This window comes from Nostoc sp. DedQUE08 (assembly GCF_034530895.1).
Lineage (GTDB): Bacteria > Cyanobacteriota > Cyanobacteriia > Cyanobacteriales > Nostocaceae > Nostoc.
In genome coordinates, this window is sequence record NZ_JAVRCD010000080.1 from 1 (window position 1) to 22,591 (window position 22,591).

A 22,591-nucleotide genomic window follows, 5' to 3' on the forward strand; every position below is an offset into this window, starting at 1 on the left:
CACGACCTTTGTGAAGGTTGGCAGCTTGCAAAAGAGACTTAACGGGAAAAGTCAGGTTGATATAGTTCGGAAAGCCTGGGAATTGGATGACCTAATTGTTTTGATATCTCTTCCCAACTTTTTTCATCAAAGCGCATCAATATCACTTTCTGTAAATTAGCGTTTTTATCTTCGCCAATATAATAATTCTGCAAAATCTCCTCTGGGTCATTTCTTACGAAGTCTTTCACTGCTGAAACTTCAATTTCATCACCATTAATCGGAATATTTTTATCTTTGCGTTCGTTGGCAAGTTCAAATATTTTTTTATCCGCTCTGGATAATTCTTTACTAATAGGTTTATCCGAGTTGTTTTTACAATCATCTAATTCATCAAGGGATAATATTTTTGAGTTTTGAGTTTTATGTTTATTTAAAACATCATGAAATCGCCAATCAAATACTTTATTTACCCAAGCCATAACGGGATGTTCTGAATGATAATCTTCAATTTTCTTGCAAATCTCTAGATAAGTATTTGCTGCTGCTTCGCTATACATATCTTCAAAATTAGGTAAATGTCGATATTTGGAAAACTTTTTTAACTTCCCAGAACTTTGAATTTTGGCAATCAATTTATTGAGAATTTTCCTTCGCTCTGCACTTTTTTGGGGATGGTTTTGTGCTGCGTAGACTAGTTGACGCAACTGTAAATCTAAATCATCATCCATCGAAATCTCCTGCTGCACCTCAAATGCTTGGTATTTTGTTGTCATCATAGATACATAAAATACTGTAGGGTAAATAGTTGTTTGAGCTTTGGGAAATTTGCACCTTCAACGGGAGCAACGCAACACCACGCGGTAAAATATCCCAGGTAGCGAGCTTTTCGCGGGAATATATTCGACTTTTATCGATGTATGGTAATTCCTCCCCAGCCTCTTTAAACCCTTCTACGAAGGAGATGGGAAGCTTTTACGCAGTTTTTGGGAAAATATTTGAAAATTATTTTTGTAGTACGAGGTTACAGAAGCAAGAGCGTTCACGAAGTGTGCCGTAGGTATCGCATAAAGCCATTACACCTGATGATTTACGATGTAGAAAGGGAGGTTATTAGTCAATGCCTGTAGAACAATATCGACAATATATTAAACACGAATGGCACTAAGAAAAGCCGAAACGCTTGTGTATTAAGCAGTTTGCAACTGCTTTCGTAATTCGTGCCGGGGTTTGGTCATTAAAGGATAAGCTTTCGGGCGGCGTTTACGGACTCGTGGTTCGTTTCTAGCAGGACGGTCAGGAACAGCCTTGTGAGCAATAACTTTGAGTAGAGTGCGATAAGCTTTAAGACGTTTTGTTGAAGTTGTAGCTAATAATTTGGGAATAAAGTTAATTAAATGGTGGCGAGTACCTTGCAACGATAGGCGTAATGGAGGAGTGGTGTAAGTAGTTCCGGCATCCCACATCAAACTACGAAGTAGATTGTAAGCAAGGAAAAAAACGTAAATTTCTTTGCGTACCATTGAGGGACTTTTACATCGCAAAATATCCATTCCCAGAGTAGTTTTAAGATGTCTCAAATCCAATTCAACATCCCAACGTTTCCCGTAAAGTCCAACAATTTCGAGAGTAGAATAAGTTACTTTAAGGGACTTCCAGAAAATAAACTATTCCATAAATAATAATGATAATCATTTTAAAAGGGGGATGAAGGGGCAGCCATCCGCTGCCCCTTCATCCCCCTTTTGTAGTAATTTGAATAATGATTGAGTTTTTGAGTGTGGTAACTAGTGGCTATAGTATTAACTGATTCTCTCAAAAAGTTGCTAATTGAAACTGCGTCTCAATTAAAAGGTGCAGCAAAGCGCAAATTTATGGCACAGACAGTTCAGGGCTTAGGTTTAGGGGGACAAAGGCTTGCACAATCAGAATTAGGATGGAATCGAGACACAATTCGCAAAGGAACAAGAGAATTAAAAAGCGGTATTACTTGTGTTGATAACATGAGTAGCAAAGGGCGTTATAAAGCAGAAGAACACTTGCCAAATCTTTTAGAAGATATAAAAAATTTAGTTGACTTCTATAGTCAAACTGATCCAAGTTTTAAAAGTCAAAGACTATATACTAGACTCAGTGCAGCCGAAGTCAGAAAGCAATTAATCGAAAAGTATGGTTACAGTGACGAAAAGTTACATACATCAGAAACAATTCGAGTCAAATTAAATAATTTAGGTTACAAACTCAGAAGGGTAAAGAAAGTTCAGCCTCAAAAAAAATCCCACAAACTGATGCAATCTTCGAGCAATTAGACATAGTAAACAAAGACGCTTCGGAAGATAAGAGTGTTTTACGGCTAAGTATGGACGGAAAAGCCCGCGTTAAGATTGGCTCATTTGATCGAGGAGGTAAAAGCCGGGATGGAGCGAAAGCTGATGACCATGATTATAATCCAAAAACAACTGTAACTCCTTATGGTATCTTCCTTCCAGAGGAGGATGAGCTATTTTTATACTTTACAGAATCGAAAGTTACGAGCGATTTCATTGTTGATATTTTAGAGGATTTTTGGTTAGAACAAAAGCATCGTTTTTCCGATATTCAAACCCTACTTCTCAATCAAGATAATGGGCCACAGAACAGTTCACGGCGTACCCAATTTATGAAACGTATAGCGTATAGTAGAGTTTGCCCAAAAACATCAAGTAAATATACGTTTAGCTTACTATCCACCTTATCATAGTAAATATAATCCGATAGAAAGGACATGGGCAATACTAGAGAATCATTGGAATGGCAGCATTTTAGATGAAGTGGAGACGGCTTTAAAGTTTGCTAGTACTATGAAATGGAAAGGCGATCATCCAGTAGTTAAGCTAGTACATAAAACTTATGAGAATGGGGTAAAGCTTACAAAAAAAGCTATGGCTCAAATTGAAAAACAGATTGAGCGGCTAACCGATTCTACTCATGAACTTTTCCCAAATTTAGGTAATTGGTTTATTGATATTTGTTGTAGTAAAACAAAAGTTATTTGATTTTAATAACAGCATTTATTTAGCTACAAAACATACTAATTTTACACTGTTCAACTTCAAAGCAGACAACAAGTGTATAGATTATTCATGCATAGATGAGGGGGAGAAAAGGGGTTGCCCTCGGCAACCCCTTTTCTCCCCCCCTTAAAATGATTATCATTCTTGAGAAAACCTGTCTCTTGTTTTTCTTGGAATAATTTATTCTTTGGAAGTCCCTTATCTAAAAGAGTAGTAATTAAACTGACTTGTTGACTGCGAAAACCAGGAATGACAATGTAGTAGTAAATTTCCCGCATAGTGATGGAAGAAGGTAGAGCGTCAAATTCATCTTTATTCAAACCTTTTGGACAACTTTTAGGTTTATACCAAGTAACCAATTTATCGCAATCTCCAACAACTTTACCTTTTCGCATAGTTACAGTAGTAGTTATGTTGTTTGCTTACTCGTATCAAAGAAAGTATTTCATGAACGAGTAAGCTTTTTCTAACTACAAAAAATTTTTAGACGACGCTGCACACTTACCGCCTCGATTTGACAGCACCTACAAAAATAGCGATCGCAGCGAAGCGTCCACTGCTCTTAAGGTATTCATACCTGTAATGCTTATGGAATATAGCTTATAGCTTTTCTTAGTGCCATTCATCTCCTTAACCGCCGCTTTCTCTTGCTCCATCTGCTGAACGCGCTTCAGCAAATGCTTGGGAATATACTTCGACGACTTCACTAAGCGCTCACCTTCACTCCAGAACTCATAATGATAATACGCTTGCGAGTAATCCTTGCCGTTCTTGGTAATTATGCGCCAGTGAATACTCCCACTACCTTCTCCCTTGTATCGTCGCACTTTACTAGGGGATATCTCATTACTAGGGCTAATCTCTGACAATTGGTCATTACTAGGGTTAATCTGTTTATCCCCTAGTAATTTATTGGGAATTACACTGTTGTTTTTAAGTATTTCGTTATTACTAGGGTTAATCTGGTTATCCCCTAGTAAATTACTAGGGCTTACCACAAAACCCAACAATTGCAATATCTCTACAACTGGGCGTTTTGCGGCTTCTGCTTCTTGAATCTCCTCTAGTAATTTTTTAGGGATGTACTTTGTCCTTTTCTGCCCGTTTTCCTGCCAATGGTAATAAGCTTGGGAATATTCCTTACCGTTCTTGGTAATGGTACGCCAGTAAATAGAGCCGTTACCCTCACCCTTGCGTCGGCGGTTTTTACTAGGGTTATTTGTCATTCCCTTAGTAAAACATCGCTTGTACAGTTTGAGGGTTTGTCATTCTTTGTCTATTCGCCTACTTTTTTATTGCATTCCAAAGACTGTCAGCGATCACAGTCATACTTTAATTGGATGGTTTTGTCTTTTCTTACTAATCAAATTAGTAATTTTAGTGTATCATGTCTACTAATCTAATTGGTGAACTGGGTAATGAATTAATGATTATCGATAAAAGCTTAATTGCGTCTATTCGATGGAATAAGGAGTTGGGCAGAAAACTGAAAATTCTACGTGGTACAGAGTCTATGCAGTCTTTAGCTAAACGTGCTGGCTGTGCTTATCAATTAATTCAGCATTTGGAGCGGGGAGAGTACCCAGAATCAAGCCCAAGAAACGCAGCACCCACAGTTTCTACTGAAAAGCTAGAAGGTATATGTCAAGCACTTTCTATCAACATAGAAGATTTTCTCGGATGCCCGTTAGTAAAATTACCTCAAAAAATTCAGGATATAGCTTGATTTTTACTAACCAAAATAGTAAAATAGGTACATAACAAAAGACGACCGCCCCAGTCTGGACAACTAAGCGATCGCCCTTTGTGAAAACCTTACCCCTGTCGAGGCAGGAATATCAATTATGACCCATCCAACCTACACACAGCAAGCCCTTTCCCGCTATACCCTCCCCCGTTTAAAAAGAATCGCCACCGAACTTGGCGTTAAACCCACTGGCGACAAAAGAGCGGCTGCCACCTGGGTAAACGCAATCATCACCCATCAGTCTGCCCAAACTCACAAAGTCGCGGACGAACAAGCCACAGCCCAAGGCGAACTCGACGGGTTCATCGCCACGCAAGCTCAAGCCATCGCTCCCGAACCCCTCAGAATAGTCGAAATCTCGTTTGACCATCACGAATATTATGCTGATGACAAACTGGTAGCCAGCATCAACCATGACGACAACCACTTAACGCAACGCTGGGTAGTCATGATCAACGATAAAGAGGTATTTCGTGCTAACACTCTAATGCGTTGCGATCGCTTCATCTGCACTCACCACAAAGACGGCTCATTACCTGTGCAGGAAAAAGAAGCAACACCCCCCACGACCGAAAACCTAATCATGGCGCATATCTTCAACGAGTGCCAGAAGTACGGTTTTGAAATTCTCGATGATGGCATTTACAACAACAAGGGCGTGAAACTGGGGCAAGTCGGATGCACTGACAGGAACTGGTGGGTGAAGAGGCGTTATTCAACCCAGCAGCAGTATTCTAACTCGGTATTTGATGCTGTGCGCTCATTGTCGAGGGTGGACGTGTCTACTGATGGCAAATCTATTTTTGAGGAATATTTTTTAGATCAGCCGTTAGAACAGCTAACTGGCGATAAATTGCAACGGCTGCTGGGAAGAACGGAGTTAGTTACAGCGTAAAGAGGCAGGGGGGCAGAGGTCTGGTGCAGAGGGGAAAGAATCTGTACAAATCTCTCCTCTGCTCCTCTGCTCCTCCGCTCCTCTGCTTCATTGTCCCTTCATTCATTTATTCATCTATGCAACCCACAATTTCGATCCCTCAACACTGGCCCTACCCTCGCTTTAACTTGGAACAGCGTACACAACAGGGCATCATACTAGGACTTTACTACTATCCCTCTGGTACAGAGTTGGCTGAACAATTTGATGATGGTTGGCGCTATGTGCTGATGCGTAACAAGAATTCTGATGAAATATCGTACTTGAAAGAGGATCAAATCCAACCGCTCACACCAGAAGAATTATTTCAGCAAATTACCGCAGAGATTGACTTTTATCAACAACAGATAAGCATTCTCAACCGACAGTTAACCGTATTAACTAAGGGTGCAAACAATGGCTAATTCTACAAACAGCTTTGACCGTAGAGCCAATCATTTGCTGCGTTCGATTCAGCTTTGTGGTGGTTGCGTTCCATTGCACCGTTTGCAATTCCAATTCTCCGATTCAGTAATTCAAACTTTGCTAGATAAAGAATTGGTGCAAGTGCAGAATACCGGACGCGGCTTTTTGTTGGAGATTGCCAAGGATTTTTAGGTTATTAATCCCAGGAGAGAAAAGCATGATTGACTACGTTAACGCTCTCAAAACCAGTTGGTATATCTCCCCACCTTGGGGTCAAATAATTCCACCTATTGAGGTGAATTTACTAGAGAGAGTTTATCTGAAAACTACAAGAACATTTGGTTATTGCTCTGGTGTGCAATGGAAACATGAGTGTTGGCTTTATACAGTCATCTGTGGTGATGAAATTGCCCACGCTACAGAATATCAAATTATTGGGACTGGTCAATTAGAAGCTCTCACGGTGCAAAAACCTACTTTCGTTTTAGGGCAGAAAGTAATCCTATGTTCTTATGGTGATGATACAAAGCAACGGCTGATTTTAGGAGTTGTACTTGTGGATAAGTTTTGGTTTTACCTTGTCGAATTGGTATCGCCAACATTGGCTGAAACACCAACCATACTTAATCGCTTCTCGTTGGTCGGTGAAAAAAGTTTGGTGCGCGTGAATGTCTAATTCCCTCTAATCAACAACGAAAAGTTATCACCCAACTAATGTTATGTCACAAATCGAAATCGCTCAAATTATTGAACAGATAAAGCAAGAAATCACTGTTGACTCTAATGGACAAGGTAAAGCCAGTATTCGGGCAACTGCAAGGCTTGCAGATGTACAAGATTCTTCGCTTCGTCGTGCGTTACTAAGTGCGGCACTGGAACCTTCTGCATTAGCCCAAAGCCTTATACAACAAGGCTTTAGCCCTGCGGCACTGGAAACCTGGAATCAGGGAATACCTGATATGGGTGTTGCTGCCGTTATTGAATATTACGCTTTTGATGCTGGGCGGCACTGCAAACAGCAAGCCAGACTTGTATGCAAAGCTTTTAACCGGATTGGTGTTCGCGCCTGGATGCAAGACATTATGGGCTGGACAAAACCCGCTACTCAACCACAAGAACAACCCTCCACGCCAGCCCTCCCCCCAGTTGAACAGCGATTGCATACTCTTGTCCTGGCAATGAAGACTTTAGCTGAGTTAACTGGTGGCAGACTCAACCCGTACATGGAACAGCAATTTAAAGACTATGCCGGGAATCTTCTGGCAGAACACAACAGAAAATTGCTAACCCCTTCAGAAGAACGCTGGTTAGGGGTTGTAAACTTTGCAGAGAACGAACTTGGAAAGAAAGTCCCCCTGAGCGGCACTCACTATCGCGGACACTTGGGCACATGGGTGAGAACATTTTACCCACAACTGGGCGATCGCCAAGAAACACGATTGGTCAATGGTGTGCAACAGCCCATCTATGTCTACGCTTGTCACGATCCGGCTGTTGCGGCTGGGTTGACCAAAGCTGTAGAAGAGTTCTTTGCTCATCCCAGTCCTGGTGCAGTGCTAAGGCAGGCGGGAGCTTTCTCAAAGAAAGCTGTAGTCACAGCTTGATGGTCATTGGTCATTTGTCATTGGTCATTGGGCATTGGGCATTAGATATTGGTCAAGCAGAGCGATCGCCGAGTCATCAAGAATTAAAACTTTTACAACAAAGGTAAATTCTACCTTGAGGGGAAAGGATATGGAACTTGGAATTTTTCAAAAAGACGCACTCATTGAAAAACTAGCTAAGAAATTCTACGCAATTCAAGGCTATGTAGTCCGCGAAAGCTACCGGATGCAATCAGCTACACATCCAGCAGAAAGATCGTGTGTGGCTATGGCTATCACTGCAATCGAAGAAGTTGAATTTGAACTTGCCAACGATGACGATACAGAATTTATCAAATGGCAGCGAGGGCAATCTCTGAGTGAAGAATGTCAATACTACTTTTGCAAATATGAGAAATTTACTTTAACACTATTGACTTCGCCACATACAAATATGACTCGTGTAGAAGTTTATTTAGAGAATACAAAGCTTTACGTTTCTGAAAAAGCAATCAGCCCTCAAGAAGCAACAGAAGAACTACAGGATTTTATTAGCATACTTGCTGCACAATTACAAACTTTGAACCGAATTGAGTTTTAGGAGTATTTATGAAAGTTGTAGTTCAAGTAGTAGAAAAAATCATTAATGAAGCCCACATTCACATTCCTGATGGACTCACAGAAGATGCAATCAAACACCACATCGTTGGACTTTATAACAGTGGCGAAATAACTCCTGATTTAAACATATTTCAGGTTAATTTTGAATCCATCAGTGCAACGATTGTTCAACAACCGCAGGAGGCAGCATGACTGTTACACCATTACTAAAACCCCAGACAGCTATTCTTGAAGCTGTCACCCGACATCCACTGAACTTTTACCAGTCTCCATCGTGGTTCACAACTGAACTACTGCGCCATGTTCCCTTATCTGGTGTGATTGGTGAGCCGTGTGTGGGGCATGGGGCGATCGCTTCTCTGTTGAATGTGTGGCCGTACACCAAGCAAATGTGGACGAACGATATTGATCCACATAAGGCGGCTGATTACCAAATGGATGCAACACTATCCGAGTCATGGGCTAAGTTTCCCAATTGCGATTGGATCTGCACTAACCCACCTTATGCGGAATTTGCTGCACCAATCATCAAGAATGCCTACCAAAAAGCTCGTGTAGGTGTTGCCGCATTCCTATTAACCAGTTTTCTCGAACCCTGTGACGACCGCGCGGATTTCTTGCAGCAGCACCCGCCGTCACTTGTAATCATCATGCCGCGCTTCTGCTTTCGGAAAGACAAACGGGGTAGTCGTTGGGCCACTGATAACGTTACCATCTCGTGCTTTGTCTGGGACAAACGTGCAACAGGGCAGCAAATTATTATTCGTCCCAAGTCGGCGATCGCTGGGTTTTACAAGAACCCTGAGCAGGCCATAACGCAAGAGCAGGCGATTGAGATTGTATGGGCGATAGCGTGTGGTTAAGTTAGTACAAACTATTGATTGGAGAGGTAATTATGTCTACAAATATACAGTGGTGTGATGAAACCTGGAATGTAATTGTTGGCTGTTCACGGGTTTCTGGAAGTCCTGGCTGTGCGCGATGCTATGCAGCGAAAGCTGCCAAATCCCCACGACTTCAACAATTCCCTCAGTATCAAGGTGTTGGCAAATGGGATGGCACAGTTGAATTTGTCAAATCTCAACTTATTAAACCATTGTCTTGGAAAAAGCCAAAAAGAATTTTTGTATGCTCAATGGCTGATTTATTTCACGCCAATGTCCCTGATGAATGGATTCATCAAGTAATGACTGTTGTTGCTCTTTCACCTCAGCATACTTTTCAAATTTTGACTAAGCGACCAGAAAGAATGAAGGAGTATTTTAGTCAACAATCACTATGGATCAAATGGTATGAAGCAGCCAAAGATTTTCTTTGGGACGCTATTAGTGAGAAATTTGGAGGATTGATTAATCTTCAACAATATTTTATTGACCAACCATTCCCCTTACCAAATGTGTGGTTAGGAACCTCCACTGAGAATCAACAAATGTCGAACAAACGCATTCCAATTCTCTTGCAAATTCCAGCCGCAGTTCGGTTTTTATCTTGTGAGCCACTGCTTGAAGAAATCGATTTTAGGCAAGGAGGTGCAATTCAAAAATTAATTAGTGATTCCTACGAATGGGAATTAGTAAATGAAGATATCCAGTGGATTGTTGTAGGGGGTGAGTCTGGCCCAAATTCCAGACCATGCCACATCGAATGGCTCGAATCAATTGTCCAACAGTGTCACGCAGTTAAAACACCTGTGTTTGTGAAGCAGTTGGGGGCTAATGCGAAATTTGAGGGACAGCGATTCAAAACCCGCGACAAGAAAGGGGGAGAGATTGAAGAGTTTCCCCTTCATCTCCAAGTTAGAGAATTTCCTGTTCCGGTACGAGAGTAAAAGCAAATCCCCTACACTGTTTTTCACCGGCGGGGGAAGAAAAAGTTTTTTGTAGGGTTCTAACCATGAGTTTAACAAAAAAAATAAACATTGCTGGAGGGTTTAAAAGATGAGTACCGACAGCTTTAGCGATAACAGAAGAAAACGCCATATTTATATGGATAGTAAGCTTGACGATTTGCCATTAACAATGGAGGCATATCGTGTTTACTGTCATTTGTGCCGTCGAGCCGGTTGTGATAACAATGCTTTCCCTTCCTACAAATCCATTGGTGAGTTCTGCTTTCGGGGGTCTTTTCCAAATTCACCAACTGACACTTTACGCCGAAAAGCGATCGCAGTCATGAACACCTGGGAGAAAACCAAGGGTGGGTGGACGAACCTGATGCAGCGCTATAACCAAGCATTGCAAACAGAAAAACAGCCCCTACCTCAACAGCGTACTGCTTTGGCTCACAAAGTAAAAAATATTACTAGCAGTTCGCTCGAAGATGCCTTGGCACAAGACCGGATACGCCGTCAGCAAGAGCAATCTATTCGGGTTCCATCCAATGGGTATCAGCACAGCCCACAGATGCTGGAGCTAAAGGCAAAACTTCAAGCCAAAGCAAATGAGCCAAAAGTTCCGAGCAACTCCAAACCATCTTCCACGAATTTGCGAGAAGTTGAAGCGCAGTTAAAATTAGCACTTAGAGCATAATTATGCACCCTAATCAAGACAACGTAGTTTCTTTCCATCCTGACAGGTCACTTGACAACTTGCCCCCACAAAACATTGAAGCTGAAGAAGCTATTTTGGGCGGGATTATGCTTGATCCAGAGGCAATGATTAGAATCAGCGATCGCCTAGTAGTGGAAGCCTTTTACATCAGCGCTCACTCATATATCTATCAAGCCGCAGCCCAGCTTCATGCTACATACCAACCCACAGATTTACTAAGCGTCACCGCTTGGTTGGCTGACCACAATTTGCTCAATCGCATTGGTGGCAGAAACAAATTAGCGACTCTGGTAGACCGCACTGTATCCGCCGTCAACATCGATGCTTTGGCGGATCTGGTGATGGAGAAATATCGACGGCGGCAGTTAATTAAAGTGGGCAATGAAATTGTCCACCTCGGCTACGAAACAGAAACTGAACTGCCACAAGTCCTTGGACTTGCTGAGGCGAAAGTTTTTGGTGTTACTCAAAATCAAAGCGATGAACGCTGCAAGGTTTTCTCAGCACAAGACATGGGCTTTGAACTTTTTCAAAAGCTGGAGATGGGGAATATGGCGGGTGACAAAGTTGGTTGGTATGACTTAGAAAATATCACCGGTGGCATTTATCCCAGTAGCTTAGTTGTAGTGGCTGCTGAATCCCACATGGGGAAAACCCACTTCATGATTTCTTATGCTTACGAAATCATGACTAAGCTTGGAAAACCAGTTCTTTATGTAACTCCAGAAATGGATAAGAATCAACTCAATGCCCGAATGCTAGCCCGAATCACAGGCGTAGACGCTTCTATGATTCAAACCAATACTCAGCACTACTGGGAACCAATAGCACAAGGCATAGGACAAATGGTGGAACTGCCTTGGAAGGTTTACGAGCATTCCTCCCCTACAACCACAATGATTGCAAGTGCAGTGCGCCGTGCTATTGCCGAATTTGGCGGTTCTATTGGTGCTGTGTTTATTGATTACTTACAGCAGATTCCTCTGGAGTCCGGTGGGAATATGGCCTTTGAAGTCGGCAAGATTACCCGCCAGATTCGGGACATTGCCAAGTCTCACAAAATCTCTGTTTTCTTAGGCTGTCAAATCAATCGGGGCAATCAAACAACGGCTGATAAACGCCCCAATCGTCATTTACTTCGCAACTCTGGTGAAATCTTTGAGGTTTGTGACCAGTTGATTATGCTTTACCGGGATGCCGTGTATACGAAAGACCCAAGCGACCGCACTATCGAGTTGATTGTTGAGAAAAACAGGCTTTACGGTAAGCTCGGCACTGCGACTATGTTGTGCGATTTATCGACCTCGAAATTTTTGAACTTGGCAAGGTAAAGGGGATGGAGTTAATTAATTCGGCGTACTACTGCCACCATTTCGGTCACGCAAATACTCCTAAATCCGCGCGGAACTAGCAATTGTGTCAAGTATGCCTAAAGCTTAAGTAAATCAGTACTGAATGTGTGGAAGCCTTGGGTTAAATATCGAGGTTTTTGAAGATTATGAAATACAGCATTGAACTTTTAAATCAGACAACAAAGTTAATTTTGATGATTCAAGACCAGCTTGATTGTTCCTTTGATGAAGCTTGTGAAGTCGCAAAAATCATCTTCCGCCAAGTGAGAAACAAGGAACAAATCATAGACAACTCTTTAAAATCTTTACTACCTGGCTTTTTAGAAGAAGTAATAAACACCACTAGATAAAGAATTTTCCTGACTTGCTCCCCTCACTCATGCTATTACCAAAGTTATTTAATTGACAAATTCTGAGCATGAAACCAAAGCGATCGCATTCCCAGTTGAAACAGAACAGGAGAATAATAAATGGTTGAGACTTACCATCAACTCTTACAACAATGGGCGGCTCTTGCTCCAGATGAATGCTCTACTACTGGACACTACAGATTCCAGATCAAGATACTACCGATGGTTGAAAAATCCTCTTTTAGTAACCCTTGGCGCTCAATTAATTCAGAAAATTTTACATGGCGGCTTCATCTGGGTGAAGACTTGATTTTAGAACAATTAAACTTTGTTTTACTAACAGTCTTATATCGTTGTTCTGCTCGTCAAAGTGATATCAATTTTACCATGATTGAACAAGGGACTATCGTTACAATCTCTAACGGCTTAAAGTCACAGCCACATCCACATCCGGCACTTGCAGCATTAGACGCATACATTCAATTACTGGAGTTTTAAAACCCGTGAAAGCACTTTCAGTCAGGCAACCTTGGGCATGGGCAATTATTTTTGCTCTTAAAAATGTTGAAAACCGTGGCTGGCCCATTCATTATCGCGGCGACATTCTGATTCACGCTGCAAAAACCTGTACTAAAAAAGAGTACCAGCTAGCGAGAGAATTTTGTCAAAGCATGGGGGTAGTAATCCCAGAGTTAATCTCTCTCCGTCGCGGCCAAGTTATTGGCATTGTCACAATAGTTGATTGCAAGTTTTCACAAGTTGCATCTGGCTGGGGAATGCCTGAGCAATACCATTGGCAGTTGGAGAATCCGCGAGAGATTACACCGATTCCTTACATTGGGCGGTTGGGAATTTTTGAAGTACCCGATGATTTGGTCATGGAGGTGGCTGCATGACTAAATCAGTAATAGCTGAGTTGTCTGCAATACCCGAAAAATTCTTAGAGAAAGGGGTCAAAGGCTCACAATGCAAATCGGTTGGATGTCTATATCCGTACCTCGAAACTAAAAAGCTACTTGATGGGTCAAACATTTTTTATCCCCGTGTGATTGGTGAACGTGACCCAAATGACCCTTTTTGTTGGCGATGGGGATTTAATTGGAAGGAAAAACACAACGGCGTTTGGAAGGGTAAAAGTATAGGCTCAATTCCCCCTGGTGCTGTCCCAATGATTTGTCTAATGCAACAACAGGGGGCAATTAGGGAAGATATTATCGCTTTTATCAAAAAAGCGAAAACCAAAAAGCCATCACCAAAATTAGATGTCTGCAAAAATTTTGATAACACATATAAAAAACCAGTTCTTCCAGATGATGCCCCGATCGCTGTAGTACTTTTCGCTGGTGGCGGCGGGATTGAAGTGGGGATGCTACAGGCTGGTATTCGCCCGGCCATTGCAGTAGAGTTCGACTCAAGCAAACCAGAACTAAGTCTGGCGATCGCCAAAACCCATTACCACAACTTTAGCGAGTATGGCTGTAGAATAATCCAGCTAACAGTTCAAGAAGTAGCACAGTCAGGATTTCTAGGTTTTCCCCGCCGCCCCGATTATCTCCATGCCTCCCCAGTATGCGCCAACTTCAGCCAAGCTCACACAGCCAAAGCGGGTGTTGCGCTTGAAACGGCTGATGATTTCACCGCAGCGATCGCGGTGGCAGAAGCCATACGACAGTTACAGCCACGGGTGTTTACTCTCGAAAATGTCCCACGCTATCAGAACAGTCAGAGTTTCAGTATCATTCTGCAAGTTCTGGAATCAGAGGGATACTCGGTCGATTACAGCGTGGTCAACATGGCTGACTTTGGGCTACCCCAGGCGCGGCGGCGGTTAGTTTTGATTGCCAGTAGAGGTTTTCGCGTTGCCTTACCAACTCACAGAAAACCAATAGGTTGGTACGATGCCATTGCCCATCTCATTCCCATGATGACTGATTCTCAACTACTCCTTAAACAACGGCAAGCTTTGGAGAAATTTTTAGCCGGGAACGCGCCGACACCACTGCTAATAGAAAGAGTTGGGGGACGTACACAGTCTAAATATAAGCCTGGGCATTTACCCTGCAACACGATACTGCGATCGCACTTTACCGATCACAAAGGTTGCAACCGAAGCAAATTCGCTGATATCTGGTTGCCTGATGGTACTGTCAAGTCTTTGTCTATTGAAGGGGCTGCAATTTTGCAAGGGTTTCCCGGTTGGTACGAGTTTCCCAACGAGACTGCTACGGCTGGGTCAATTATTGGCTATTCCGTGCCTCCTAGTTTTGCAACTCAATTCTTCATATCTGCACAGAGCAAAATATTAGGAGTTTCAATATGACTAACCTTGTTCACGACTTAGAACAGTGCTGGTACATCTCCCCATCTTGGGGTGAACCAATCCCGCCTCTACTGGTCAGTCTGTTAGAGCGAGTGAATGTACGTGAAGTCTGCCAAAGCTTTCGGTTATTGCACTGGAGTTGAATCGTCACAACACGGTTGGAAATACGAGATTGCTACTGGTAATGACAACATTAGTGTTTGAGGTAGTGAACTCCTACATATCAAGCAACTTACAACTGGACACTAAAGAAAAGCCTGTGTTTCAACTTGATGAATTAGTCGATTTTCGGTTTCACGGTATTTAATGTACAACTTGACATTGGCAGTAAATTAAACGAACTTAAAGATAATTACTCCAAACCTCTAATCCTAAACAGAGCAAACTAAATAGCTAAAACAATAGTCTATGCAAATAAGACAGGAAATTTTTGATACCTACTGGAGATTTGCTACTCTACGACAGGAAGTATTTTTTAAAAAAATTAACAATTTACTTCCTCCTTGGACAAGTGATCCAATTATTAATACTTATAAATTTTGTAATGCATATAGAGCAAGTGACCGTGTTTCTCAATATCTAATAAAGAATATAATCTATGACAACAGTAGAAGCCAAAATGAAGAAGAAGTTCTCTTTAGGATCTTACTATTCAAAATTTTTAATAAAATAGAAACTTGGAATTACTTAGAAAATGCATTAGGAAGCTATATTACTTTATCCTCTTTTAATTTTAATTTATATTCTCAGATTTTAAAAGAAGCTATGAATAGCGGATATGCAATTTATACCAGTGCATATATGTCTTGTGCTAGTAAAGAGTTTGGTTATGATAAAAAACATCAAAATCATTTAGCATTAATTGATAAAATGGTTTTTCAAGATTGTGCAGTTACTCGCATAATTAAAAGTAAAAGCCTTAAAGAAGTTTTTCATATTATTCAAGAATATCCATTATTAGGTAAATTTATGGCTTACCAATTAGCAATCGATATTAACTATAGCGAGATTATCAACTTTGACGAAAATAGTTTTACTATAGCTGGCCCAGGAGCCGAACGTGGCATTGGTAAATGTTTTGTTAATATAGGTAATAAAACAAACGCAGATATTATCCATTGGATGGTAGAAAATCAAGAGCAAGAGTTTCAGCGATTGGACTTAAATTTTCAAACCCTTTGGGGTCGTCCATTACAGGCTATAGACTGCCAAAACCTATTTTGTGAAACTGATAAATATTGCCGACAAGCATTCCCGCAAATAATAAGTAACCGTAAAAAAATTAAATCTAAGTTTGTTCCAAATTCTCTACTAATTGATTATTTTTATCCTCCTAAATGGGGTATAAACGATATGATCATAGAAAGTAAAAATAAAAATCAAACTATACTAAAGTTAGAAAATAATCAATTACCCTCTTCTGAGACACCAAATTTTAAGGAAAAACAAAAAGATTTGGGAAGGGGAAAAACAGGAAATACTAATTATCAGCAATTATTTTTAGAAGATAAAATAATAGTTAATTTATTAAGTGAAACAGATAAATTAAACTCTGAGATAGAAGAAAAATTTCCACCGCTAGACAAACTAGAAAATAAAAATGGTATAAATACTAAAAAAAGAAAAAGTCCACAGATATCTGAAGAAAGTTTTTCTCAGTTAAACTTATTTTAATCCAAATATTTTTTATATTTGAAATATATGCAGATGAATAAAACTGCTGTTATTGATGGTAGCTATCGATATTTACTAGGACGCGAGTGGAATACAAACAATCCGCAAATCACTTTTGTGATGCTTAACCCAAGTACCGCAGATGCTGACAAAGATGATCCTACCCTCCGTAAGTGTATCAAATTTGCGAATTCCTGGGGTTATGGTTCTTTGGAAGTAGTAAATCTGTTTGCTTTCCGTGCTACAAAACCACGTGATATGACTCAAGCAACTGATCCTATAGGTTCAAATAATAATTTTTATCTTCAAAAAGCTACAGAGCGTGCTGAGTTAGTTATTCTAGCATGGGGTATGCATGGGAGCTTTCTAAATCGAGATAAAGCAGTATTGCATCTAATTTCTAGCAAACAAACTCTTTACTGTCTAGGTCGGACGAAAGCTGGGCATCCGCTTCATCCCTTATGGTTGAGGGATAGTACACAACCAGTTCTATTCTAGTAGTGTTCCTAGATTAATTCAAATTGATTATTCAATTTTTTTACTTAAATTTAGTGAGTCTACGAAGATTTTAAGGAATTATTCACTAAAGAGAATAAAAGTGTAATTACCTACAAACTCTCACAATTGTTTGTTTAAATCTGAGAATTATACAGAGGGCATTACTCTTATTTTATTTATATAAATTTATTTATATGCTTTTATAACTTATTTCATAGCCATTTTAATAATATTAATTCCTGAAAGTTTCATTATGAATTTTTCTGATTATCAAGTAAAAGCAATAAGTACAGACCAGATTCCTGCGGTAGAAGGCAGTGAGTTAATCGTACCTCTGCTAGGATTAGTAGGGGAAGCTGGTTCATTATTAACAGAATATAAAAAGCATTTACGTGATGGGAATGCTCACAAACTTTTTAAGGACTGTGTTGCAGAAGAATTAGGTGATATGCTGTGGTATATTGCTAATTTTGCAAGTAAATTTGACCTGAATTTAGAAGAGATTGCAGAGAATAATTTAGAAAAATGCCAAAACCGTTGGGGATGGAGAAATTCAGCACAAATAGATGGTAAAGAAATAGGCTATATTTTTGATAGTAATTTTCCTGAATATGAAAGCTTACCTAGACGTTTTGAAGTAGAAATTACTGAATTAAATAAAGATAGTTCAGTAATGATGAGAGCATTTATTGACAAACAACAAATTGGAAATGATCTTACTGATAACTCTTATTCCAATGATGGCTACCGCTTTCATGATATTTTTCACATGTCCTATACTGCAATTTTAGGATGGTCGCCAGTAACTCGTAGTATTCTAAAACGAAAACGAAAAAGCAGCCCTGTAATTGATGAGGTTGAAGACGGCGGTCGTGCAATAGCTATCGAAGAAGGTATATCAGCATTAATATTTGCCTATGCTAAAGATCATGCATTTTTGGAAGGCATTTCAGCAATAGATTACCAACTATTAAAGACTATCAAAAATATGACAGGTCATCTAGAAGTGTCACAGTGTTCGCTAGGTGATTGGGAGAAGGCAATTATTATGGGATACAACGTCTGGCGACAGGTGGAAAAAAATAGAGGTGGAATAGTCGTTATTGATATTGATTCAAGCTCAATCAGTTATAAACAAAATAACTGCTCTACTTGGTTAGATTTGTCGTATCATCCTTCTCAATTATGGGTAGTACATCCTAGCGAAGAAAGACCTTTAGGTTGCTAGTATCAAAGTTAACACTAAATCAAAGAGAAAAAATTGTTCTTTAGATCCAGGGCGAACGCACGGGATTTTAAAAACCCTTGCTGGGCATGGATCTTGAAAAAATAGACTTAAAAAATGCCGTAACTCTTGTTATTAAAGGATTCTTATACTTTCGATGCGTTTGCCCTAGAGATATAGTAAGCGATCACTCAATTACAGCACTTCCGGCAGCTATGAGTTACATCCTAAAAGCTGAAAGCGATGATAGGAGAGAAGGAAGAAGAAAACTATATCGCATAATAGCCGGAAGCGCTGTAAGGAGATGACGGGAAAAGTTAGAACTCCAGAAGCGTCAACAATTTATCTTCTACAGCAGTAAGACAAGCTCGATTTAGCTTCCCTAACGACTGCAACGCCGTTTTTGACTCTCTCCTCAAGCGAATTGGAATGGACTCAACTGATGCGTAGACGCAAACCGACTTGTCCTTGGACATCGCATAACTCCATCAAAGCCTTCCCCGTTTCAAAACGCCCGTTTAACCTTCCCATCAAACTATCCTTACGTCAATCCCAAATTTCTCATCACTTTCCACAAATTAGGTCGTCGCTTGGGCTGGACTTTCCATTCCGACAACAAACCATCATAATTCTGCGGTGCTAACTCAACGAAGGGGTGACAAAGGAGCTACAAAGCAGACTGAATAAGAGTCATAGCATAAGGTAAAAACTGAAGTTTTGAGCCTCAACACCCTAGATTAGAGGTCTATTTCTCCTATTTTATTTTTATTAATCACCGCTTTGAGATTCTTATTTACTCCAAACATATTTGCGGCAGACTTCGCAGGCGGCTTTTGCTTCCTCGGTTTGCGGATTTGTGAAGATGGGATGGTAACGCAACCTGTTGCAACAGACTCGTAACCATTCTTGCACCTTACCTTCACTACCACCACCGACAATTGTCTGCTCATCCGAGCTAATGGCGAAAGGCATAATATCTATTCTACGCTTGCGGGAAGGGTCTACCAAGGGATGACCTTCGATATTCCACAACCGCACCGTTCCATCTTTACCACCACTAACAATTGTCTGTTCATTTGGACTGAAGGCAACAGAACAAACATCACCTTTATGCCCACGTAAAGGGTCTACCAGCGAGTGTCCTGGGATCTCTGACCAATGTCCTTGGATGTCCCATAACCGCACCGTGCCATCAACACCACCACTGGCAATTGTCTGCCCATCAGGGCTAATGGCAACGGAACAGACATAACCCTGATGTCCACGCAAGGGGTCTGCTAAGGGATGGCCTTGGATAGCCCACAAACGCACAGTCTCGTCAACACCGCCACTGACAATCTTTTGCCCATCCACGCTAATTGCTATCGAAGAAATATAACCTTGATGTCCACGCAAGGGGTCTGCTAGGGGTTGACCTTGGATGCCCCATAACCACACACTCCCGTCAACACTGCCATTGATAATCTTGCACCCATCTATGCTGAAGTCGGCACAAGAAACATAACCGCCCCTAAAAATCTGCTGTCCATCTACCCTAATAACCACGGAAGAGGCACAATGCTCATGCCCACTAAAAAGGTTTACCAGAAGATTATCTTTGATGCTCCACAACCGCAGTGTCCCGTCAACACCGCAGCTGGCAATTGTCTGTCCATCAGGGCTAAGGGCAGCAGATATGACAATACCTTCATGTCCACGCAACGGGTTTGTTAAGGGCTTACCTTGTATATCCCACAACCGCACTGTCCCGTCTTCACCGCTACTGACAATCTTCTGCCCATCTGGGCTAAAGGTAACGGATCTGACAAAACCCTGATGCCCTCGGAAGGGATCTGCTACGGAGTCGCCTTGGATGTTCCACAACCGCACTGTTCCGTCATCACCGCCACTAACAATTCTCTGCCCGTCTGGGCTGAAGGCGACTGAACAAACAATACCATCATGCCCTTGGAAGGGAATTGAGACTATACCTTTTGTCATTGCCCAATTCAAACTGTTTTGAACTTGTTTAAGAATTTGCTGAGGCATTTTCTCTAGATTTTCACCCACTGTCAGGATTGTAAGGACTAAACCATCTAGAGGTTGAACAGATAATAAATTCTGTGCCCTTGCTGCTTTTTCTTGCAAGGTAGCTAAGTTAGCTTCAGTGAGCGCCCGTTGCAGTTCGGCAATTTGGTCTTTTTCATAGGCATCGCTGTGCTGGTAAAAATTTTTGGTTAGCAATGATACAGATAGTTGTAGCCTGTCCCAATTTTCTCGCACCTCTGCCAGCAATCCCCCCTGCATTAAGTATTTTTCATTCTCCCCTTTGTTCAACCACTCGCGTAAAGCATCTGCTAACCGATCGCTCAACCGCCGCAAATCTCGGTCTTGTTGTCGCCATTGGGCAAACCTCTCCCAACCCTCAATTAAGGCTTCATGGGCTAAATCAATCCAAGCTTTTCCTTGTTCATCTTTGCCAGCTACCACCAAACGTCCTTTCACTAATCCTTCATCTAGCAATTCACTTAATGCTTCCTGCTGTTCTTGGTCATTACCGACAATGGCTAACAGTTCAGCTTTTGATTGGCGCTGTCGCGTATCCTTTTCTCCCTCTCCGGTTCGCACTAATCGCAGGAAAATTTGCCCAATCCAGTCTTTTTCCTGTTCATTTCGTTCTTGAGTCGGGCAATCCTGCTGATAATCTTCGTAAAGATAAACATTTTCTGCATGAAGATCCAGCGCCCCTGTCAATCCTTGGAAGTTTTCATACTGTTCTAGGGTGAGTTGATGCTTTTGTTGGTCGCGTTTTTCCCAGAGTCTAGTTAAAGCAAACTCCATCAACGGCAAGTATCCCGGTTCTTTACCAACATCTTCTAAAATTTTCAGTACCAGTCTTTCTTCAACACTATGACCTTGAAGTTTAGCTGGTTCGGTTATTGTCTCTTTTAAATCAACTCCAGTGATCCGCGGCATTAAAACAAGCTGATTTTCAATCAATTTATTTAAAGAGGGATAGTCTGAACATGGTTCGAGAAAATCCGATCGCATGGTAATCACAACTTTCAACCGCGAATCGGTCATCTCTACTACCTGAGTCAGCAATTCAATAAATCTATGCTTTTCTTCAGCAACAGAGACAGTAAATAGTTCCTCAAACTGATCTACTACCAATAAAAATTTTTCTGCACCTGTGAGATGCTCCAGAATTACAGGTAAAGGATTCGGTTCTTGAGTAATCAACTCCCAAAGCAATTTTTCTTTTCTCGCTCCCTGAAAAAATGCTTTCAGAACTCCTCTCAATTCCTGCAAAGGCTGAAATCCTGGCTTAATCGGCGGTAAAGTTTTCCAGACACTATCATCTAATTCTGGAATCAAACCCGCCTGAACCACAGAAGATTTACCACTCCCGGAAGGGCCAATAATCGGAACGAAGGGTTTTTGTGCCAGTTTCTCCAGAATCTTCCTTACTACCTGCTTACGCCCAAAGAAAAACTGTTTTTGTTCCACTTCAAAGGCTTTCAAACCTTGGTAAGGACATTCTTCCTTTACCTCAAAGGTTTGAGATTGTCTTTTATTATTGTGGGTAATTAGAGTAATAGAACGCCCCCACCCCATGCGGATTGGTTCTTGTCCACTGCCTTTAAGTTCTGTGGCAAGTATATCGAAGAGGCGATCACCTGTCACTTTTCCATGCTCATTAGTGTTCTCTGGTGACAACCCAGCCAGCAAAGCAGTTGTAAAAATACTGTGTTGTTCACTTTTTTTGGCGTATGCTTGTTGAAAACCTCTGCAAGCAGCAATAAAGTAGTAATCGCGCTGTGAAATAAAGGCAGTAAGAGTTTTTTCGATGAGATTGCGTTCTAAAAATTCACCACTATGACAGCAATCTAACAGCACTACTAGACTACTCAGTTCGGAATCTCTAATTAAATTATTCAGACTTAGAAGATTAATTGCGTCTGTTGGTACAACAATTTGATTGCCTTGAGTGACAATTGTCAAGTCAGAAGTGGCTAGATATGCTTGTTGTGTTCCTAAGCCGTCAGATACAGTAATGCCATGCCCTGTAAAGTAAATTAGCGCTTCCTTTTTAACTGCTTGTTGTTGGAAAAGTGTTTTTAAAGCTTGAGCTAACTCAGTCTTACTAACTTTACCTTTAAGAACAGCGATATCCTCAAAATCACCATGCGTTTCTAGTACCTGCGCGACTGCTTCTGCATCCTTAGCTGGCTTACTAAGGTTTTTAAGGGGACTTTTATAATCTGTAATGCCAACAACAAGCGCGTAACGAGCCATCTATACATATCTAAGTTGTCTGT

At 41.1% G+C, this 22,591-nt stretch carries 27 protein-coding genes and 1 pseudogene; 23 read left to right on the forward strand and 5 right to left on the reverse strand.

The window, feature by feature from the left end; all coding sequences use genetic code 11:
• Positions 1 to 38: 38 nt before the first annotated feature.
• Both RMY64_RS32800 and RMY64_RS32805 read right to left on the reverse strand, forming a co-directional pair.
• The gene (locus tag RMY64_RS32800) at positions 39 to 710 is read right to left on the reverse strand and encodes a hypothetical protein (protein WP_322702219.1); all 672 of its coding nucleotides are present in this window, start codon (positions 708 to 710) and stop codon (positions 39 to 41) included.
• Between the two features lie 459 nt (positions 711 to 1,169).
• Entirely contained in the window at positions 1,170 to 1,643 is a 474-nt protein-coding gene (locus RMY64_RS32805) for a transposase (RefSeq protein WP_322702255.1), read from the reverse strand.
• Positions 1,644 to 1,982: 339 nt separating this feature from the next.
• Here RMY64_RS32805 and RMY64_RS32810 point away from each other — a divergent pair.
• Together RMY64_RS32810 and RMY64_RS32815 are read left to right on the forward strand one after the other, a co-directional pair.
• Positions 1,983 to 2,719: pseudogene (locus RMY64_RS32810) on the forward strand (ISAzo13-like element transposase-related protein).
• Positions 2,688 to 3,014: an ISAzo13-like element transposase-related protein gene (locus RMY64_RS32815; protein ID WP_322702256.1), complete on the forward strand. Its 327-nt coding sequence runs from the start codon at positions 2,688 to 2,690 to the stop codon at positions 3,012 to 3,014. Before RMY64_RS32810 ends, RMY64_RS32815 begins: the two are co-directional and overlap by 32 nt.
• 56 nt (positions 3,015 to 3,070) lie before the next feature.
• Here RMY64_RS32815 and RMY64_RS32820 read toward each other — a convergent pair whose 3' ends face one another.
• Both RMY64_RS32820 and RMY64_RS32825 read right to left on the reverse strand, forming a co-directional pair.
• Positions 3,071 to 3,427 carry a hypothetical protein gene (locus tag RMY64_RS32820; protein WP_322702220.1) on the reverse strand — a complete coding sequence of 119 codons (357 nt, stop codon included), beginning with the start codon at positions 3,425 to 3,427 and terminating at the stop codon, positions 3,071 to 3,073.
• Between the two features lie 129 nt (positions 3,428 to 3,556).
• Positions 3,557 to 4,258: a hypothetical protein gene (locus RMY64_RS32825; protein WP_322702221.1), complete on the reverse strand. Its 702-nt coding sequence runs from the start codon at positions 4,256 to 4,258 to the stop codon at positions 3,557 to 3,559.
• A 161-nt stretch (positions 4,259 to 4,419) separates the two neighbouring features.
• On the opposite strand from RMY64_RS32825, the gene RMY64_RS32830 reads away from it, so the two are divergent.
• From RMY64_RS32830 to RMY64_RS32925, 21 genes are all read left to right on the forward strand, one after another.
• Entirely contained in the window at positions 4,420 to 4,758 is a 339-nt protein-coding gene (locus RMY64_RS32830; RefSeq protein WP_322702222.1) for a helix-turn-helix transcriptional regulator, read from the forward strand.
• 118 nt (positions 4,759 to 4,876) lie between these two features.
• A complete protein-coding gene (locus tag RMY64_RS32835; RefSeq protein WP_322702223.1) occupies positions 4,877 to 5,674 on the forward strand; it encodes a hypothetical protein in 798 nt (265 codons plus the stop codon).
• A 167-nt stretch (positions 5,675 to 5,841) separates the two neighbouring features.
• Entirely contained in the window at positions 5,842 to 6,117 is a 276-nt protein-coding gene (locus RMY64_RS32840; RefSeq protein ID WP_322702224.1) for a hypothetical protein, read from the forward strand.
• On the forward strand, positions 6,110 to 6,310 hold the full coding sequence (locus tag RMY64_RS32845) for a hypothetical protein (RefSeq protein ID WP_322702225.1): 201 nt from the start codon (positions 6,110 to 6,112) through the stop codon (positions 6,308 to 6,310). The genes RMY64_RS32840 and RMY64_RS32845 overlap by 8 nt, the downstream gene beginning before the upstream one ends.
• 25 nt (positions 6,311 to 6,335) lie before the next feature.
• A complete protein-coding gene (locus RMY64_RS32850) occupies positions 6,336 to 6,794 on the forward strand; it encodes a DUF1392 domain-containing protein (protein ID WP_322702226.1) in 459 nt (152 codons plus the stop codon).
• Between the two features lie 43 nt (positions 6,795 to 6,837).
• Positions 6,838 to 7,722, forward strand: coding sequence for a hypothetical protein (locus RMY64_RS32855; protein ID WP_322702227.1), 885 nt, complete (start codon positions 6,838 to 6,840; stop codon positions 7,720 to 7,722).
• A 130-nt stretch (positions 7,723 to 7,852) separates the two neighbouring features.
• The gene (locus RMY64_RS32860; protein WP_322702228.1) at positions 7,853 to 8,302 is read left to right on the forward strand and encodes a hypothetical protein; all 450 of its coding nucleotides are present in this window, start codon (positions 7,853 to 7,855) and stop codon (positions 8,300 to 8,302) included.
• 8 nt (positions 8,303 to 8,310) lie between these two features.
• On the forward strand, positions 8,311 to 8,514 hold the full coding sequence (locus RMY64_RS32865) for a hypothetical protein (RefSeq protein ID WP_322702229.1): 204 nt from the start codon (positions 8,311 to 8,313) through the stop codon (positions 8,512 to 8,514).
• On the forward strand, positions 8,511 to 9,185 hold the full coding sequence (locus tag RMY64_RS32870) for a hypothetical protein (RefSeq protein ID WP_322702230.1): 675 nt from the start codon (positions 8,511 to 8,513) through the stop codon (positions 9,183 to 9,185). Before RMY64_RS32865 ends, RMY64_RS32870 begins: the two co-directional genes overlap by 4 nt.
• A 32-nt stretch (positions 9,186 to 9,217) precedes the next feature.
• Entirely contained in the window at positions 9,218 to 10,150 is a 933-nt protein-coding gene (locus RMY64_RS32875) for a phage Gp37/Gp68 family protein (protein ID WP_322702231.1), read from the forward strand.
• A gap of 109 nt (positions 10,151 to 10,259) precedes the next feature.
• Positions 10,260 to 10,850, forward strand: a complete 591-nt coding sequence (locus tag RMY64_RS32880; RefSeq protein ID WP_322702232.1) for a hypothetical protein — start codon at positions 10,260 to 10,262, stop codon at positions 10,848 to 10,850.
• A gap of 2 nt (positions 10,851 to 10,852) precedes the next feature.
• Complete coding sequence (locus RMY64_RS32885) at positions 10,853 to 12,202, forward strand: replicative DNA helicase (protein WP_322702233.1); 1,350 nt, start codon at positions 10,853 to 10,855, stop codon at positions 12,200 to 12,202.
• A gap of 167 nt (positions 12,203 to 12,369) precedes the next feature.
• Complete coding sequence (locus RMY64_RS32890; RefSeq protein WP_322702234.1) at positions 12,370 to 12,573, forward strand: hypothetical protein; 204 nt, start codon at positions 12,370 to 12,372, stop codon at positions 12,571 to 12,573.
• Positions 12,574 to 12,693: 120 nt separating this feature from the next.
• Positions 12,694 to 13,071, forward strand: a complete 378-nt coding sequence (locus RMY64_RS32895; RefSeq protein WP_322702235.1) for a hypothetical protein — start codon at positions 12,694 to 12,696, stop codon at positions 13,069 to 13,071.
• A gap of 5 nt (positions 13,072 to 13,076) precedes the next feature.
• Positions 13,077 to 13,469: an ASCH domain-containing protein gene (locus RMY64_RS32900; RefSeq protein ID WP_322702236.1), complete on the forward strand. Its 393-nt coding sequence runs from the start codon at positions 13,077 to 13,079 to the stop codon at positions 13,467 to 13,469.
• Positions 13,466 to 14,893: a DNA cytosine methyltransferase gene (locus RMY64_RS32905; RefSeq protein WP_322702237.1), complete on the forward strand. Its 1,428-nt coding sequence runs from the start codon at positions 13,466 to 13,468 to the stop codon at positions 14,891 to 14,893. The genes RMY64_RS32900 and RMY64_RS32905 overlap by 4 nt, the downstream gene beginning before the upstream one ends.
• Positions 14,890 to 15,036, forward strand: a complete 147-nt coding sequence (locus RMY64_RS32910) for a DUF1392 family protein (protein ID WP_322702238.1) — start codon at positions 14,890 to 14,892, stop codon at positions 15,034 to 15,036. The genes RMY64_RS32905 and RMY64_RS32910 overlap by 4 nt, the downstream gene beginning before the upstream one ends.
• Positions 14,990 to 15,097 (forward strand): DUF1392 family protein, encoded by a 108-nt coding sequence (locus RMY64_RS36950; protein ID WP_416212171.1) that lies wholly within the window; start codon positions 14,990 to 14,992, stop codon positions 15,095 to 15,097. The genes RMY64_RS32910 and RMY64_RS36950 overlap by 47 nt, the downstream gene beginning before the upstream one ends.
• A 204-nt stretch (positions 15,098 to 15,301) precedes the next feature.
• The gene (locus RMY64_RS32915; protein WP_322702239.1) at positions 15,302 to 16,567 is read left to right on the forward strand and encodes a nucleotide kinase domain-containing protein; all 1,266 of its coding nucleotides are present in this window, start codon (positions 15,302 to 15,304) and stop codon (positions 16,565 to 16,567) included.
• 33 nt (positions 16,568 to 16,600) lie between these two features.
• Positions 16,601 to 17,065, forward strand: coding sequence for a DUF1643 domain-containing protein (locus RMY64_RS32920; protein ID WP_322702240.1), 465 nt, complete (start codon positions 16,601 to 16,603; stop codon positions 17,063 to 17,065).
• 253 nt (positions 17,066 to 17,318) lie between these two features.
• Complete coding sequence (locus RMY64_RS32925) at positions 17,319 to 18,293, forward strand: nucleoside triphosphate pyrophosphohydrolase family protein (RefSeq protein WP_322702241.1); 975 nt, start codon at positions 17,319 to 17,321, stop codon at positions 18,291 to 18,293.
• 786 nt (positions 18,294 to 19,079) lie between these two features.
• Here the strand turns inward: RMY64_RS32925 and RMY64_RS32930 are convergent.
• Positions 19,080 to 22,568: a caspase family protein gene (locus RMY64_RS32930; RefSeq protein ID WP_322702242.1), complete on the reverse strand. Its 3,489-nt coding sequence runs from the start codon at positions 22,566 to 22,568 to the stop codon at positions 19,080 to 19,082.
• Between the last annotated feature and the right edge of the window lie 23 nt (positions 22,569 to 22,591).

Coding starts and splice junctions, on each gene's coding strand:
- RMY64_RS32800 (WP_322702219.1), bottom strand. CDS start 710: ATGGATGATGATTTAGATTTACAGTTGCGTCAACTAGTCTACGCAGCA.
- RMY64_RS32820 (WP_322702220.1), bottom strand. CDS start 3,427: ATGCGAAAAGGTAAAGTTGTTGGAGATTGCGATAAATTGGTTACTTGG.
- RMY64_RS32825 (WP_322702221.1), bottom strand. CDS start 4,258: ATGACAAATAACCCTAGTAAAAACCGCCGACGCAAGGGTGAGGGTAAC.
- RMY64_RS32830 (WP_322702222.1), top strand. CDS start 4,420: ATGTCTACTAATCTAATTGGTGAACTGGGTAATGAATTAATGATTATC.
- RMY64_RS32835 (WP_322702223.1), top strand. CDS start 4,877: ATGACCCATCCAACCTACACACAGCAAGCCCTTTCCCGCTATACCCTC.
- RMY64_RS32845 (WP_322702225.1), top strand. CDS start 6,110: ATGGCTAATTCTACAAACAGCTTTGACCGTAGAGCCAATCATTTGCTG.
- RMY64_RS32850 (WP_322702226.1), top strand. CDS start 6,336: ATGATTGACTACGTTAACGCTCTCAAAACCAGTTGGTATATCTCCCCA.
- RMY64_RS32855 (WP_322702227.1), top strand. CDS start 6,838: ATGTCACAAATCGAAATCGCTCAAATTATTGAACAGATAAAGCAAGAA.
- RMY64_RS32860 (WP_322702228.1), top strand. CDS start 7,853: ATGGAACTTGGAATTTTTCAAAAAGACGCACTCATTGAAAAACTAGCT.
- RMY64_RS32865 (WP_322702229.1), top strand. CDS start 8,311: ATGAAAGTTGTAGTTCAAGTAGTAGAAAAAATCATTAATGAAGCCCAC.
- RMY64_RS32870 (WP_322702230.1), top strand. CDS start 8,511: ATGACTGTTACACCATTACTAAAACCCCAGACAGCTATTCTTGAAGCT.
- RMY64_RS32875 (WP_322702231.1), top strand. CDS start 9,218: ATGTCTACAAATATACAGTGGTGTGATGAAACCTGGAATGTAATTGTT.
- RMY64_RS32880 (WP_322702232.1), top strand. CDS start 10,260: ATGAGTACCGACAGCTTTAGCGATAACAGAAGAAAACGCCATATTTAT.
- RMY64_RS32885 (WP_322702233.1), top strand. CDS start 10,853: ATGCACCCTAATCAAGACAACGTAGTTTCTTTCCATCCTGACAGGTCA.
- RMY64_RS32890 (WP_322702234.1), top strand. CDS start 12,370: ATGAAATACAGCATTGAACTTTTAAATCAGACAACAAAGTTAATTTTG.
- RMY64_RS32895 (WP_322702235.1), top strand. CDS start 12,694: ATGGTTGAGACTTACCATCAACTCTTACAACAATGGGCGGCTCTTGCT.
- RMY64_RS32905 (WP_322702237.1), top strand. CDS start 13,466: ATGACTAAATCAGTAATAGCTGAGTTGTCTGCAATACCCGAAAAATTC.
- RMY64_RS32910 (WP_322702238.1), top strand. CDS start 14,890: ATGACTAACCTTGTTCACGACTTAGAACAGTGCTGGTACATCTCCCCA.
- RMY64_RS36950 (WP_416212171.1), top strand. CDS start 14,990: ATGTACGTGAAGTCTGCCAAAGCTTTCGGTTATTGCACTGGAGTTGAA.
- RMY64_RS32915 (WP_322702239.1), top strand. CDS start 15,302: ATGCAAATAAGACAGGAAATTTTTGATACCTACTGGAGATTTGCTACT.
- RMY64_RS32920 (WP_322702240.1), top strand. CDS start 16,601: ATGAATAAAACTGCTGTTATTGATGGTAGCTATCGATATTTACTAGGA.
- RMY64_RS32925 (WP_322702241.1), top strand. CDS start 17,319: ATGAATTTTTCTGATTATCAAGTAAAAGCAATAAGTACAGACCAGATT.
- RMY64_RS32930 (WP_322702242.1), bottom strand. CDS start 22,568: ATGGCTCGTTACGCGCTTGTTGTTGGCATTACAGATTATAAAAGTCCC.